Origin of the sequence: Pseudomonas qingdaonensis (assembly GCF_018398475.1) — a bacterium.
Taxonomy (GTDB): Bacteria; Pseudomonadota; Gammaproteobacteria; order Pseudomonadales; family Pseudomonadaceae; genus Aquipseudomonas; species Aquipseudomonas palmensis.
The window spans coordinates 1,453,516-1,467,407 of the sequence record NZ_CP074676.1 but is presented as its reverse complement, the minus strand read 5'-3'; the positions used below and the strand labels follow the sequence as shown (position 1 = coordinate 1,467,407).

Annotated in this window: 15 protein-coding genes and 1 tRNA gene; 2 read left to right on the top strand and 14 right to left on the bottom strand. The window is 60.1% G+C overall.

Features of this window, described 5'->3' with window-relative positions; translation table 11 throughout:
• Positions 1–25 precede the first annotated feature (25 nt).
• Together mobH and KH389_RS06810 are read left to right on the top strand one after the other, a co-directional pair.
• Entirely contained in the window at positions 26–1,921 is a 1,896-nt protein-coding gene (gene mobH, locus KH389_RS06815; protein ID WP_213607089.1) for a MobH family relaxase, read from the top strand.
• Positions 1,918–3,171 (top strand): site-specific integrase, encoded by a 1,254-nt coding sequence (locus KH389_RS06810; RefSeq protein WP_213607088.1) that lies wholly within the window; start codon positions 1,918–1,920, stop codon positions 3,169–3,171. The genes mobH and KH389_RS06810 overlap by 4 nt, the downstream gene beginning before the upstream one ends.
• Positions 3,172–3,508: 337 nt before the next feature.
• Here the strand turns inward: KH389_RS06810 and KH389_RS06805 are convergent.
• The 14 genes from KH389_RS06805 to KH389_RS06740 form a co-directional block, all read right to left on the bottom strand.
• Positions 3,509–3,584: transfer RNA gene (locus tag KH389_RS06805), tRNA-Lys, on the bottom strand.
• Between the two features lie 60 nt (positions 3,585–3,644).
• Positions 3,645–4,319 carry a 7-cyano-7-deazaguanine synthase QueC gene (gene queC, locus KH389_RS06800; RefSeq protein WP_058541509.1) on the bottom strand — a complete coding sequence of 225 codons (675 nt, stop codon included), beginning with the start codon at positions 4,317–4,319 and terminating at the stop codon, positions 3,645–3,647.
• Positions 4,320–4,334: 15 nt separating this feature from the next.
• A complete protein-coding gene (gene queE, locus KH389_RS06795; protein WP_043864236.1) occupies positions 4,335–4,982 on the bottom strand; it encodes a 7-carboxy-7-deazaguanine synthase QueE in 648 nt (215 codons plus the stop codon).
• Between the two features lie 158 nt (positions 4,983–5,140).
• Positions 5,141–5,953, bottom strand: a complete 813-nt coding sequence (gene ybgF, locus KH389_RS06790) for a tol-pal system protein YbgF (protein ID WP_054914972.1) — start codon at positions 5,951–5,953, stop codon at positions 5,141–5,143.
• A 6-nt stretch (positions 5,954–5,959) separates the two neighbouring features.
• Entirely contained in the window at positions 5,960–6,457 is a 498-nt protein-coding gene (gene pal / locus KH389_RS06785; RefSeq protein ID WP_042121796.1) for a peptidoglycan-associated lipoprotein Pal, read from the bottom strand.
• A gap of 52 nt (positions 6,458–6,509) precedes the next feature.
• Positions 6,510–7,760 carry a Tol-Pal system beta propeller repeat protein TolB gene (gene tolB, locus KH389_RS06780; RefSeq protein WP_213085823.1) on the bottom strand — a complete coding sequence of 417 codons (1,251 nt, stop codon included), beginning with the start codon at positions 7,758–7,760 and terminating at the stop codon, positions 6,510–6,512.
• A gap of 47 nt (positions 7,761–7,807) precedes the next feature.
• The gene (gene tolA / locus KH389_RS06775) at positions 7,808–8,893 is read right to left on the bottom strand and encodes a cell envelope integrity protein TolA (protein ID WP_043864239.1); all 1,086 of its coding nucleotides are present in this window, start codon (positions 8,891–8,893) and stop codon (positions 7,808–7,810) included.
• The gene (gene tolR / locus KH389_RS06770) at positions 8,893–9,345 is read right to left on the bottom strand and encodes a protein TolR (protein ID WP_043864240.1); all 453 of its coding nucleotides are present in this window, start codon (positions 9,343–9,345) and stop codon (positions 8,893–8,895) included. Before tolR ends, tolA begins: the two co-directional genes overlap by 1 nt.
• A gap of 14 nt (positions 9,346–9,359) precedes the next feature.
• Positions 9,360–10,055 (bottom strand): protein TolQ, encoded by a 696-nt coding sequence (tolQ, locus tag KH389_RS06765; RefSeq protein WP_043864241.1) that lies wholly within the window; start codon positions 10,053–10,055, stop codon positions 9,360–9,362.
• Positions 10,056–10,057: 2 nt separating this feature from the next.
• Complete coding sequence (gene ybgC, locus KH389_RS06760; RefSeq protein ID WP_043864242.1) at positions 10,058–10,513, bottom strand: tol-pal system-associated acyl-CoA thioesterase; 456 nt, start codon at positions 10,511–10,513, stop codon at positions 10,058–10,060.
• Positions 10,514–10,638: 125 nt separating this feature from the next.
• Positions 10,639–11,694, bottom strand: coding sequence for a Holliday junction branch migration DNA helicase RuvB (gene ruvB / locus KH389_RS06755; protein WP_043864243.1), 1,056 nt, complete (start codon positions 11,692–11,694; stop codon positions 10,639–10,641).
• Complete coding sequence (gene ruvA / locus KH389_RS06750; protein ID WP_043864300.1) at positions 11,695–12,303, bottom strand: Holliday junction branch migration protein RuvA; 609 nt, start codon at positions 12,301–12,303, stop codon at positions 11,695–11,697. It lies immediately after the preceding gene.
• A 108-nt stretch (positions 12,304–12,411) separates the two neighbouring features.
• Positions 12,412–12,936, bottom strand: a complete 525-nt coding sequence (gene ruvC / locus KH389_RS06745) for a crossover junction endodeoxyribonuclease RuvC (protein WP_213607087.1) — start codon at positions 12,934–12,936, stop codon at positions 12,412–12,414.
• Between the two features lie 116 nt (positions 12,937–13,052).
• On the bottom strand, positions 13,053–13,799 hold the full coding sequence (locus tag KH389_RS06740; protein WP_043864245.1) for a YebC/PmpR family DNA-binding transcriptional regulator: 747 nt from the start codon (positions 13,797–13,799) through the stop codon (positions 13,053–13,055).
• Between the last annotated feature and the right edge of the window lie 93 nt (positions 13,800–13,892).

Here is a 13,892-nt window from a genome sequence, read left to right as displayed (position 1 = left end):
GAAAAGCCCGCTCCATGCACACCCCATGGAGCACCCTATGCAACTCCTCTCCTGGTTGAGCCGCAAACCGGCTAAACCAACACCAGAAGCCTCACCACAGGGCTTCCATCTGCCGGCGAAGGCTACTGCTCTCCTGCAGAGCCCACTCCGTCAGCAGCTCCTGGAGAACATCTGGCGCCGGGCTTCGCTCTCACGAGCTCAGTTCAATACCCTCTACCTTAAACCGCTCGAGCGCTACGCTGAGCTGGTGCAGCTGCTCCCTGCCTCTGAAAACCATCACCATGCCCACCTTGGCGGACTCCTGGACCACGGCCTGGAGATCATGGCCTATGCCCTAAAGATCCGGCAGACGCACCTTCTGCCAATAGGCGCTCCACCGGAGTCCCAATCCGCTCAAGCAGAAGCCTGGACTGCAGCGGCTGCCTACGGCGCGTTGCTACACGACTTGGGGAAGATCGCTGTTGACCTCCGGGTCGAGCTCGAAGATGGCCGCGCATGGCACCCATGGCACGGACCGATCAACCGTCCCTACCGGTTCAAGTACGTGAAAGGTAGGGAGTACCAACTGCACGGGGCTGCTTCAGCTCTTGTGTACATGCAAGTCCTGGACACCGGAATCCTCGACTGGCTCAGCGGCTTCCCTGAGTTATGGAAGCAATTGATCTACCTTCTCGCCGGCCAGTACGAGCACGCCAGCATCCTCGGCGAAATGGTGATCCAGGCGGATAAAGCTTCTGTTGCCCAGCAATTGGGAGGAAATCCTGAACGCGCGCTTGCGGCCCCAAAGCAATCGCTGCAGCGACAACTGGCCGACGGTCTGCGATTCCTGGTGCGAGAAAAACTCAAGCTCAATCAGCCAGATGGACCGGCAGATGGTTGGCTGACGCAAGATGCGCTTTGGCTGGTGAGTAAACCAGCAGCAGACCAGCTCCGGGCATACTTGCTGACCCAGGGTATTGAGGGAGTGCCAACCTCCAATGCTCCGTTCTTCAACATGCTGCAGGACCAGGCAATCATCCAGACCAATGCCCAGGATAAGGCGATCTGGAAAGCCACCATCCATAACGGCCGCGGCTGGAAGAACAGCTTCACCTTCTTAAAGGTCTCGCCGGCACTCGTATGGCCGAATCCGGACGAACGCCCCCCTCTATACGGTGGCAGCCTCACCCTGGACCAGGAACCGGAGACAGTCGCGCAGGCGGGCACCAGTGCGGAAACCGTCTGTGCGGTACCGGATGAGCCAGTCGCCCCCTCGGGCGACGCAACTCAACCGCCGGCACGACCTCGAGCCCTAGTCCAGCCAACTCCAACCGAAGGGATCCGATCGTCTGAGCGCGAAGAATTACTGTCACTGTATAGTAATATCACTGCGCCATCAGAAGAGCTAAGTGCTAGCCCAGGCTCAGCAGCCGCATCCCCTCCCCGGCAAGGACTCGAAGAGGTAGAGCCGGCTGACGATTCTCTAGCAGCCACAGCAAGGAATGCTGCAATAAAAGATGTCACCACCATGCCTACGAGTAGTTCGCTGGGAGGAGCTTTCATCGCCTGGCTCAAAGCCGGGGTCGCCTCCCACAAATTGATCATCAACGATACCAAGGCCCTGATTCACACCGTCGACGACACAGCAATGCTCGTTACCCCTGGGATCTTCAAGCGATATGTGCTTGAGCACCCGGAGCTTGAGAGGATCGTCGGTAAACCGGGGACAGCGGCCTGGCAGCATGTACAACGCGCATTTGAGAAAGAGAAGAGCCACCAGAAAACCAGCAAGCAGCTGAACATCTGGACCTACGATGTAGTAGGCCCACGGAAGACCACGCAGCTGAGGGGCTACTTGCTTCTTGATCCGAAGCTGATATTTGCTGAGCAGCCCCTGAACAACCCAAGCTTGCGACGAGTGACGGAAGGGGCCGCTGAATGACGCCCGAGAAATTGCTCCGGGAATACCTCGTCGATCACGACCTCCGGCCTGCCAGCGCGAAAATCTACGGCGCGGCAATGAAGAAGCTGGAAAAGAACTTCGGCAACGCTGTTGATGTGGAGACCATCGACCGACGGGACGTCCTTGCCTTAAGGAACAAGCTGATTGAAGGGGGTCTGTCGAAGCGCAGCTGGAACACTTACTCCAATCACCTCCGAACAATGTGGGGTTACGGCATCGAGTATGGGATTCTTCCCAACACCGATGTGAACCCATTCAAAAAGACGACGGTAATTGCACCGAAGCGACAGAGCAAAATCATTGCCGGCGAAGCGATTGTCCGTGCAAGGCGATGGCTCAGAAGTCTTGCTGACCAAGAGGAGTCGACTGGGGACCGGGCCAGAATCACACCAGCGTGGTTCTGGCTGGCAACTTTCGAGATGTTCTACTACACCGGCATACGGCTGAATGCACTGCTGTGCATCCGGCTCAAGGATGTGGACTGGGATCGACGGCTGGTTCTCGTCCGCGGCGAAACCGAGAAAACACACCGCGAGTTTCGCATTCCCATCATGGATGGGCTAGCGCCGCACATTCAGCGCCTCGTCGATGAAGCTGGCCGAGCGGGCTTTGCCGCCGATGACCAGCTGTTCAACGTCAATCGTTTCTCCCGCCATTACAAGCGGCACGAAATGAACTCGGACCAGGTCGAGGCGATGTACAAGAAGCTGATCATCAGGCTCGGGGTACGGATGACTCCGCACCGGTTCAGGCACACGCTTGCAACCGATCTGATGAAGCAGCCGGAAAGAAACATCCACCTGACCAAGAACCTGCTGAACCATTCGAACATCGCAACAACGATGAGCTACATCGAAGCCGACTATGACCACATGCGAGACGTATTGCACGAGCGCAGCATGCAGCAGGGAGCGTTAAGGCTTGTACGTCGGGTTGATGAAAGTAGTGCACCAAATTCGCGAACAGGTGAAAGCGGTACCCGCACAGAGCCTGGTCGACGAATAACGATCGAACAAGATCATCAAGGAGGTGGCTGCTCGGCACCAGAACATCTGCTGATTGAGTTCAGGCAGAGCTGTGCCAGTGCTTTGCTACCGCCCGAAGATCTCTTTCAACCAAGCCTTCTGTTCAGCCTGATGGCATCGACGACAGGGTCTACACCTTTTGCTCGATCTCATTCTGCTGACCCAGGCACTGTGTACAACGCCCGTGCCTCCCCGAAGTTCTGAACCGACGAATGGCAATGAGCCACTACATGGTTAACTGAAGCAGGGCAGATAGCGCATAACTGTCCCAGGTCACTGGTGCTATGAAAATGGCGCCATGCCTTTGGCTGCGCGTGTTCTGGAGGCCTCGCAAAGCGGAGTTTCGCAGAGCTGAGCAGCCTGCAAAGTCGCTAAGTCATTGAGTTTTTTGGCCCAGAAACGAAAAAGCCCGCCATAAGCGACGGGCTATTCCATATTGACATCACGTTGAAGCGAGCCTAAGGTTCGCTCCAGACGGCTGCAAGACTAGAAACTGGCTGGCAAGCCCCCCTCTCTAGCACTCACGAACCGCTGTGAATAATGGTGGGTCGTGTAGGATTCGAACCTACGACCAATTGGTTAAAAGCCAACTGCTCTACCAACTGAGCTAACGACCCGTTGCGTGGGGCGTATAATACTGATTTCCTTAAGGAAATCAACACCCCACCGTAAAAAAATCAAAAATATCGGGTTGGGTCGGTCACGCCGGCTGCCCGGAAGCCATCTGCACGCAGGCGGCAGCTGTCGCACTTGCCACAGGCACGGCCTTGGTCGTCAGCCTGATAGCACGACACAGTGAGGCTGTAGTCGACACCACGCGCCATGCCCGCCTGAACGATCTGCGCCTTGCTCAGGTTCTGCAACGGTGCCTGGATGCGAAAGCCCTGCCCCTCGACACCGGCCTTGGTGGCCAGGTTGGCCATGCGCTCGAATGCCTCGACGAACTCGGGACGGCAATCCGGGTAGCCCGAGTAATCCACCGCGTTCACGCCGATGAAGATGTCCCGCGCCTGCAACACCTCGGCCCAGCCCAGCGCCAACGACAGGAACACGGTATTGCGCGCCGGTACGTAGGTCACTGGAATGCCTTCACCCGGTGTCTCGGGTACATCGATGCTGCTGTCGGTCAGCGCCGAACCACCAATACCATCCAGGCTCAGGCCGATCACCTTGTGCTCGACTGCACCCAGGTCACGGGCAACTCGCGCAGCGGCGTCCAGCTCGGCGCGATGACGCTGGCCGTAATCGAAACTCATGGTATAGCAGCTGTAGCCTTCGGCCTTGGCCATCGCGACCACCGTGGCCGAGTCCAGGCCACCAGACAGCAGGATTACCGCACGTTTCTCAGTCATGACATCACTCCCCAATCAGCGTCCCGGCTCGTCGTTCCACAATTGCTTGTGCAACTGCAGTTGAAAACGAACCGGCAAATTATCGGCCACGATCCAGTCGGCCAGGTCGCTGGCCTTGACCTGATGGTGGCTCGGCGAAAACAGCACCTCCCCGGCACGCTTCTCCAGACCATACTGGATCAGCTTGGACACCGCCCAGTCATAGTCTTCACGGGAACAGATGACGAACTTGACCTGATCGTTCGGGGTCAGCAGCTCGATATTCTCGTAGAGGTTGCGGTGCATCTCTTCGGAGCCCGGCGTCTTGAGGTCCACCACCCGGCTGACGCGCTGGTCGACCTTCGAGATGTCCAGTGCTCCGCTGGTTTCCAGCGACACCTCATAGCCGGCGTCGCACAATTGCTTGAGCAAGGGGATGGCGTTGGGTTGGGCCAATGGCTCACCGCCAGTGACGCACACGTAACGCGGGCGAAAACCAGCCACCTGCTCGAGAATCGAGTCGAGGCTGCGCACGGTACCACCACTGAAGGCATAGGCACTGTCGCAATACTGGCAACGCAAAGGGCAGCCGGTGAGACGTACAAATACCGTGGGCAGCCCAGCGGTACGCGTTTCACCCTGCAACGAGTAAAAAACTTCGGTAATTCGTAATGTGTCTTGCATAGTCGCCACGGGCGTAACAGCTAAACAGGCTGTCCGCCTCCGTCAGGCACTGCAGCGAACCCGGCATCGCGTAGTTCGCAGCAGCGTGTGTCAATAAAAGGGCATCGATTCTAACGAAAAAACCCGCGGCTAGCGCGGGTTTCTTCCAGGCGGGCAGTTCAGAGCTTCTGCAGGTCGCGCTGGGCCAACTGTGCGGCGGAGGTACCCGGGTACTGGGTGACCACCTGCTGCAGAATACCCTTGACCCGGTCGGTGTGACCCAGGCGGCGCTCGACATCGGCCAGCTTGTACAGCGAGTCCGGCACCTTGCTGTGCTTCGGATACAGCTGGCTGACCTTGGCAAACGCCTGGCCGGCGCCCTGCAGGTCGCCCTTGGCAAGGTTCACTTCACCCAGCCAGTACTGGGCATTGCCGGCGTACTGACTGTTGGGGTACTTGCGCAGGAAGGCATTGAATGCCTGGCTGGCCTTGTCGAAATCCTTGGCCTTGATCAGGTCGAAAGCAGCGTCGTAATAGAGCTTTTCTTTCGCCGGGTCGCCAGGTTCGCTACTGGCTGCAGGGGCGGTGGCCGCGCCTGCAGCGGCACCGGCGGCTACATCACCACCGGTGGAAGAATTCTCGGGAGTTGCAGCGGGTGCACCGCCGGCTCCGATACGCCGATCCAGGTCCTGGTAACGCTCCAGGCCTTCCTGTTTCAGGCGGGCTACATCGTTTTGCAGTTCTTCGATCACGCCTTGCTGACGCGAAATCTGATCCTGCATCTGCTGCAATTGCATGAACAGCTGACCCTGCGCCGAGGCAGGGGCCGAAACCCCTCCCCCGGCGTAGGCGCCGCTCGTACCATAACCCGCTGGCGGATAACTGCTTGCGCCGTTATAGCCAGCGTTGTCATCAACAACAGGAACCTCGGCCCAGGCCACGAGTGGCAGGGCGAGAGCCAGGACGGTTACAGCACGGCGGCACGTTCGCATATCGAATTACTTACGCAGTTCGACGCGACGGTTCTGAGCCCAGGATTGCTCGTCGTTACCGGTAGCAACTGGACGCTCTTCGCCGTAGGAAACCAGTTCCAGTTGGGCTGGGGAAACGCCTTGCAGTACCAGGTAGCGCTGTACGGCTTTAGCACGACGCTCGCCCAGGGCCATGTTGTATTCGCGAGTACCACGCTCGTCGGTGTTGCCTTCCAGGACGACGCGAGCGCCATTGCCTTTCAGGTCTTTGGCGTGAACGTCCAGAGCGCGCATGGCTTCTGGCTTCAGGTCCGAGCTGTCGTATTCGAAGTAGAAGGTGGTGATTGCGCGCAGAGCGGCTTCTTCGCTCAGGGAACCGTCAACAGCACCGGTGTTAGCGCCGTAACCAGCGTTTGGATCAACAGCGCCTTCACCAGCGTTGTCGCCGCCCTTGGAGGAGCAACCTACAGCTACAGCCATGGCCAGAGCCAGCGCAGCAAACTTACCAAACTTCAGCATTTCCATCGTGAAACTCCTAATGAACCCCAATGTGTTAAGTGTTACGTAAAGCGCCGCGTCAGTTCAGGTAAGGGGACCAGGACGGTTCTCTGACTTCGCCTTGAGCGGTAGGAAGCGGGAGCCTCACGCGTCCGTTGAGAGAGACGAGCATCAAGACTCCCCGGCCCTGCTGGCGGGTGGCGTAGATTAGCATGGTGCCGTTGGGCGCAACAGTGGGTGACTCATCAAGACTTGTTTCAGAGAGGATTTTTACACTTCCTCGCTGCAAATCCTGCGCGGCCACCTTGAAGTTGGTGAAACCTTGCTGGCGATGAATCATTACCAGGGTCTTTTCATCCGCCGACAGTTTAGGGTTGGCGTTGTAGTTACCCACGAAAGTTACACGCTCGGCACCACCACCCGAAACGTTGGTTTTGTAGATCTGCGGCTTGCCGCCACGATCCGACGTGAAATAGATGGTCGAACCATCCTTGCCCCAGAACGGCTCGGTGTTGATACCCGGGCCGGCCGTGACACGCGACATCTGGCGCGAAGCCATGTTCATCACATAGATGTCAGGGTTGCCGTCCTTGGACAGCACGAACGCCAGGCGCGAACCATCGGGCGACCAGGCTGGTGCACCGTTGAGGCCTTCGAAGTTGGTGATCTGCTCACGACGGCCAGTGTCGATGTGCTGTACGAAGATACGCGGACGACGCTGTTCGAACGACACATAGGCAATGCGCTTGCCGTCTGGCGCGAAGCGCGGCGACAGGATCGGCTCGCGCGACTGCAGCAGGGTCACGGCGCGGGCGCCGTCGTAGTCCGAACGCTGCAACGTGTAACGAGTGTTGTCCTTGGAGAAGCGTTCGGCGGTGACGTACAGCATGCGCGTGGAGAACGCACCCTTGATGCCGGTGAGCTTCTCGAACGACTGGTCGGCAATGTAGTGCGACATGTCACGCAGCTGGTCGGTAGTGCCCGAGACGCTGCCGGTCAGCACTTGCTGCTCGGTGGCGACGTTGAACAGCGCATATTGCACCTGCAGGCGACCGCCCGCTGGCACGATGCTGCCTACCATCACGTACTGGGCGCCCAGGGCCTTCCAGTCGCGGAAGATGACTTCGCTGGCCTGGCTAGGCTGGCTGATCATGTTCTGGCGCGGAATCGGCGCGTAGTAGCCGGAGTTGCGCAGGTCATTGCCAATGATATCGGCCATGTCCTCGGGCAGCACACTGCCACCCTGCAGGGCGAACGGCACGACCGCGATCGGCGTGGCACGGTCACTGCCGCTGGTGACCAGGATGTTCTTTTCTTCTGCAACGGCCATCCCTGCTGCGCAGCAGAGAACGACCAGCAGTCCTCTAAGAAGGTTAATCACAAGGCTAGATCCTCAGGTGTGAATGTCATCTTGAATGAACGATAGGGATTGAATTCGCTCGGTTTCAAGCCCTGCATTTCGGTCAGGCGGCCAATGTTCTTGACCGCTGCTACCGCAGAGGCATCGAACGGACCATCACCACTGGAGCGTGCAACGCTCACCGTGGTCACGGTGCCATCGGGCAACATGCCAATCTGCAGGACCACCGTCATGTTCTTGCGTGCAGAAGGTGGGCGCGCCCAGCCTTCGGCTGCGCGGGCACGAATCAGGTCGTCGAAGTCGCCGGCCACCTGGTCACCCTGCTCGTCGGCCAGCGCCTGCTGCCGTTCGGTGGAGTCGGACAACAGCTCGGCCAGGGCCTGGGCTTTCTTGTCTTCCGCCGCCTTGCGCGCCGCTTCTGCTGACTTCTTCTTGGCCGCATCGGCTGCGGCTTTCTTCTTGGCATCCTCGGCGGCCTTTTTCTTGGCCTCTTCGGCTGCCGCTTTTTTCTTCGCATCCTCGGCTGCCTTTTTCTTGGCATCCTCGGCGGCTTTCTTCTTGGCGTCTTCAGCGGCCTGCTTCTTGGCCTCTTCTGCTGCCTGTTTCTTGGCCTCTTCCTCGGCTTTCTTCTTGGCGAGGTCGGCCTGCTGTTTCTCTTCGACCTTCTTGGCTTCCTCGGCTTTCTTGGCCGCGTCGGCCTTTTTGGCCTCGTCGGCTTTCTTGGCCTCGTCGGCCTTCTTGGCTTCGGCCGCCTCGCGGGCTTCTTCGGCCTTTTGAGCCGCCTCTTCTTTCTTTTGTTCCGCAGCCTTCACCGCTTCCTGCTTCTGCTGCTCGACCTTCTTCTGTTCCATCTGCTCGACTTCGGTCTGGCGCGCAGCGGTTTTCTTCGCTTCACCCGCAATCTTCTGATTGGTCTGGGTGGTGGCCTGACTTTTGGACTTCAGCTGGTACAGGGTCGCCTGGACAATAGGCTTGGCCGGCGGCAGTTCCGGGGTCATGGCAAAGCTGACGAACAGCATGCCGAACACCAGAACGTGCAGCGCGATGGCCCAGACGCTGGGCCAGAAATAGCTTTCCGAGGCGGATGGCTCTCGCTGTTGCATCAGGGCGCCTCGGTAATCAGGCCAACGTTACCGACACCGGCCTTCTGCAACCCGCCCATGGCGCCCATCACCGCGCCATAGTCGACGGCCTTGTCGCCACGGATGAACACCTGGGTCTGTTTGCCCTGGTCACGTCCGGCCGCGATGATCTTGGTCACCGCGTCGGTCATTTGCGGCAAGGTCATGGCCTTGTCCATCTGCTTTTCGGTGTCGACTTCGCTGCCAAGGTTCCAGAAATAGGTCTTGTCGGCCTTGATCGAAATGGTAAGGATCTGGACGTTGTTGTCCTGCGGCAAGGCTTCGCTGGAAACCTTGGGCAGGTCGACCTTCACGCCCTGGTTGAGCATCGGTGCGGTCACCATGAAGATGACCAGCAGTACCAACATCACATCGATGTAGGGCACCACGTTCATCTCCGCGACCGGCTTGCGTTTGTGTCGAACTCGAGCCATGGGCTTTTACCTGATCACTCTTCGCTGGTGTGCACTTTACGGTGCAGGATGGCCTGGAACTCGTCGGCGAACGTGTAGTAGCGGCCGATCAAGACTTCACTGCGTGCAGCGAAACGGTTGTAGGCAATAACTGCCGGGATTGCGGCGAACAGGCCGATCGCGGTGGCGATCAGTGCCTCGGCGATACCCGGAGCCACAGTGGCCAGGGTCGCCTGCTGGGCCGAAGCCAGGCCGCGGAAGGAGTTCATGATGCCCCATACGGTACCGAACAGACCGATGTACGGGCTGGTGGAACCGACGGTGGCGAGGAACGGCAGGCTCTGTTCGAGCTTCTCTTCTTCACGCGAGATGGCCACGCGCATGGCCCGGCCAACGCCTTCCATCACGGCGTCAGGGTCGACACCCGGTTGCTGGCGCAGGCGCGAGAACTCCTTGAAGCCGGCACGGAAGACCTGCTCCACACCCGAGTCCGGGTCCGGGTTGCTACCGGCCTGGCGGTACAGCTTGGACAGGTCGATGCCCGACCAGAAGCGCTCCTCGAAGCTTTCCAGCGCACGACGACCGGCACGCAGCATGGTGCTGCGCTGAAAAATCATGATCCACGAGGTCACCGATGCGGCCACCAGAATCAGCATGACCAGCTGCACCACGATGCTGGCATTACTGACCAGGCTCCACATGGAGGTATGGTCGACGACGTTAGCTTCCACGCTTAATCTCCTGCAATTGTTTGGTTACCCGCACCATCCGCCGCCACAAAGGCTGCACGCAGCTCGGAAGGAATGGCCCGGGGTTTGAACGTATCGGCGCGCACACAGGCCACCAGGAACTGCCCCTCGCAGAGCAGCGTTGCATCACGCTCGCGCCAGACCTGCTGCACAAAGCGCAGGCTGGCACGATTCAATTCAAGCACTTGTGCGGTGACCCGCAATTCATCGTCCAGGCGGGCCGGCGCGTGGTAGCGCGCCTCGCTGGAATGAACGACGAACAAGGTGTTCTGTTCTGCCATCGCAGACTGGGCAAAGCCCAGCTCGCGCAACCGCTCGGTGCGGGCACGCTCCATGAATTTCAGATAATTGACGTAATACACCACGCCGCCCGCATCGGTGTCCTCGTAATAGACGCGACAGCGATGTGCGAACGACTCAACCCCATTTTGCGCGCGCATACTCTAGTGCTAACTCCTCAGCTTGCCAATCCGCCCCACCAACTGTTTTTAACGGATTATGTCGTATTGCCAGCGCGACTCATGCGTGTCCGCCGATAGGACCACGAAAACGCCGGATAAGTCTGTCATTCATCGGCCAGGTCGGAAAAACCCTCGCCGTTGACCGACTCGCCCATGCGGCCCGGAATGTTCAGGCCAAAGTGCAGGTAGGCGTGCCGGGTCACCACGCGCCCACGGGGTGTGCGCATGATGTAGCCCTGCTGGATCAGGTAGGGCTCCAGCACGTCCTCGATGGTGTGACGTTCTTCGCTGATCGCCGCCGCCAGGCTGTCAACACCCACCGGGCCACCGTCGAACTTCTCGATCATGGTCAGCAGCAGGCGCCGGTCCTGGTGATCGAAACCACGCTCGTCCACGTCCAGCAGGTTCAGCGCCAGGTCGGCGATGGCCTTGGTGATGTCACCTTTGCCACGCACCTCGGCGTAGTCGCGTACACGACGCAGCAGACGATTGGCGATACGCGGGGTGCCGCGGGCGCGCCGGGCGATCTCGAAGGCGCCCTCGTCCTCGATCGGCAGGCCCAGAATCCCGCCCGAGCGGCTGACGATGGTGGCCAGGTCTGCGGTGTTGTAGAACTCCAGGCGCTGCACGATACCGAAACGGTCGCGCAGCGGATTGGTCAGCATGCCGGCGCGGGTGGTTGCCCCGACCAGAGTGAACGGCGGCAAATCGAGCTTGATCGAACGTGCGGCCGGCCCCTCGCCGATCATGATATCCAGCTGGAAGTCTTCCATGGCCGGGTACAGCACTTCCTCGACGATCGGCGAAAGCCGGTGAATCTCGTCGATGAACAGTACATCGTGGGGTTCCAGGTTGGTCAGCAGCGCCGCCAGATCGCCCGGACGCTCGAGGATCGGCCCGGAGGTGCTCTTGATCGAAACGCCCATCTCCTGCGCGATGATGTTGGCCAGGGTGGTCTTGCCCAGGCCCGGCGGGCCGAAGATCAGCGTATGGTCCAGCGACTCGCTGCGCCCACGTGCCGCCTGGATGAAAAGCGCCATCTGCTCGCGCACCACTGGCTGCCCGATGTACTCGTCCAGGCGCAATGGCCGAATCGCCCGGTCCTGGACCTCTTCGCGGTCGCGCCCGGTAGCGGCTATGAGTCGGTCGGCTTCGATCACTTAAATCATCCCCTTGAGGCTGCGCCGGATCAGCTCTTCGCTGCTCAGGCCCTTGGCATCGATGGCCGCCACGGCGCGGCTGGCTTCCTGCGGCTTGTAGCCCAGCGAGATCAGCGCGCTGACCGCATCGGTTTCGGCAGTGGAGGCACTTGCCACCGGCTGCGGGCCGTCGGACACCAGGGTAAACAGGCTTGGCGCGGTTTCCCAGGCCTTGAAGCGGTCCTTGAGTTCGACCAGCAGGCGCTCGGCGGTCTTCTTGCCCACCCCCGGCACCTTGACCAGCGCCGAGGTGTCCTGGGCCTGCACGCAGCGTATCAGGTCGTCGACCTCCAGGCCCGACATCAATGCCAGGGCCAGCTTGGGCCCTACGCCGTTGAGGCGGATCAGCTCGCGGAACAACTCGCGCTCGCGCTTTTCGTGAAAGCCATACAGCAGGTGCGCGTCTTCACGTACCACCAGGTGGGTGTGCAGCGTCACTGCCTCGCCAACCTTGGGTAGGCGATACAGGGTGGTCATCGGCACCTCGAGCTCGTAGCCCAGGCCGTTGACATCGACAATCAGGTGCGGCGGCTGCTTTTCAGCCAGGGTACCGCGCAAACGTCCAATCACGTTCAGGTCCTTTATCCAGGGCGCCGGGGCGATCAAGCCCGCCATCAGCCGCCATGATTGCAAGCCGGCGGTGGCCGGCAAGCGAAATTGTGTTAACCGATGATGCTATCAGAGCCGCAGGCGGCCACTGCGGCTGCGTGCAGCGCCCAGCCCGTGCGGCATCAGGCTGGAACGGGTATGGGCATGGCACAGGGCGATGGCCAGGGCATCGGAGGCGTCTATCTGCGGCTTCTGGGTGAGCTTGAGCAGGTGCATGACCATCATCTGCACCTGTTCCTTGTTGGCCCCGCCCGTACCGGCGACCGCCTGCTTGACCTGGGTGGCACTGTACTCGGCGATCTCCAGGCCCTCTTCGACCCCGGCGACGATGGCGGCGCCGCGCGCCTGGCCGAGCTTGAGCGCCGAGTCGGCGTTGCGCGCCATGAACACCCGCTCGATACCCATGGTCACCGGCCCGTGCAACTGGATGATTTCGCGCACGCTGCGATATACCACCTGCAGGCGCTCGGGCAGCTCGCCGCTGCCAGTACGGATGCAACCGGAGGCCACGTACTCGCACCCGCGCGCCGTGTGGCGCACCACACCATAGCCGGTAATCCGCGAGCCGGGGTCAATACCAAGAATCAGAGTCATATCGCCTGCGCAACCAGTGGCGCACCGCGGCGCCATTAAAAAGACAGAAGCCGGACCCGTCACAGGCACAAGGTGCCTGCGGACGAATCCGGCCTCGAGTACGCCAGAACTGAACCTTAGCCGAGTTGTTCCATGACTTCGTCAGGAATTTCGGCGTTGGAATACACATTCTGCACATCGTCCAGGTCTTCAAGCATGTCGATCAGCTTGAGCACCTTCTGTGCACCCTCCAGGTCGAGTTCGGCGCTGGTGGTCGGCTGCATGACGATTTCCGCGTCCGCAGCCTTGAAGCCGGCAGCCTCCAGGGCAGTACGCACAGCATAGAAGCTGGCAAACGAGGTGAACACGTCGAACGAGCCATCTTCGTTGCTGACCACGTCGTCGGCATCGGCCTCCATCGCCGCTTCCATCAGCGCGTCTTCATCGACACCGGCGGCAAAGCTGATCTGCCCCTTGCGCTCGAACAGATAGGCCACCGAGCCATCGGTGCCCAGGTTGCCACCGCACTTGCTGAAGGCATGGCGCACGGCCGCGGCGGTGCGGTTGCGGTTGTCGGTCATGGCCTCGACCATGATCGCCACGCCGCCCGGGCCGTAGCCTTCGTAGCTGAGCTCTTCGACATTGTCGGCTTCGGTTGCGCCTGCACCACGGGCCACGGCGCGATCGATGATGTCGCGGCTCATGTTCGCGCCCAAGGCCTTGTCCAGCGCCAGGCGCAGGCGCGGGTTGGAATTCGGGTCACCACCGCCCTGCTTGGCAGCGACGGTCAGCTCACGAATCCACTTGGTGAAGATCTTGCCTCTCTTGGCATCCTGGCGCTCTTTGCGGTGCTTGATGTTCGCCCACTTGGAATGACCCGCCATAACTGACTCCAGAAATCCTTGAAACAAAACCACGCCCCCGCCAGAAGAAAACCTGGCGTGGGCAATCAATTCGGTATGCCGTAACGCAAAGGC

Coding starts and splice junctions, on each gene's coding strand:
- mobH (WP_213607089.1), top strand. CDS start 26: ATGGAGCACCCTATGCAACTCCTCTCCTGGTTGAGCCGCAAACCGGCT.
- KH389_RS06810 (WP_213607088.1), top strand. CDS start 1,918: ATGACGCCCGAGAAATTGCTCCGGGAATACCTCGTCGATCACGACCTC.
- queC (WP_058541509.1), bottom strand. CDS start 4,319: ATGACTGAGAAACGTGCGGTAATCCTGCTGTCTGGTGGCCTGGACTCG.
- queE (WP_043864236.1), bottom strand. CDS start 4,982: ATGCAAGACACATTACGAATTACCGAAGTTTTTTACTCGTTGCAGGGT.
- ybgF (WP_054914972.1), bottom strand. CDS start 5,953: ATGCGAACGTGCCGCCGTGCTGTAACCGTCCTGGCTCTCGCCCTGCCA.
- pal (WP_042121796.1), bottom strand. CDS start 6,457: ATGGAAATGCTGAAGTTTGGTAAGTTTGCTGCGCTGGCTCTGGCCATG.
- tolB (WP_213085823.1), bottom strand. CDS start 7,760: ATGGCCGTTGCAGAAGAAAAGAACATCCTGGTCACCAGCGGCAGTGAC.
- tolA (WP_043864239.1), bottom strand. CDS start 8,893: ATGCAACAGCGAGAGCCATCCGCCTCGGAAAGCTATTTCTGGCCCAGC.
- tolR (WP_043864240.1), bottom strand. CDS start 9,345: ATGGCTCGAGTTCGACACAAACGCAAGCCGGTCGCGGAGATGAACGTG.
- ybgC (WP_043864242.1), bottom strand. CDS start 10,513: ATGCGCGCGCAAAATGGGGTTGAGTCGTTCGCACATCGCTGTCGCGTC.
- ruvC (WP_213607087.1), bottom strand. CDS start 12,936: ATGACTCTGATTCTTGGTATTGACCCCGGCTCGCGGATTACCGGCTAT.
- KH389_RS06740 (WP_043864245.1), bottom strand. CDS start 13,799: ATGGCGGGTCATTCCAAGTGGGCGAACATCAAGCACCGCAAAGAGCGC.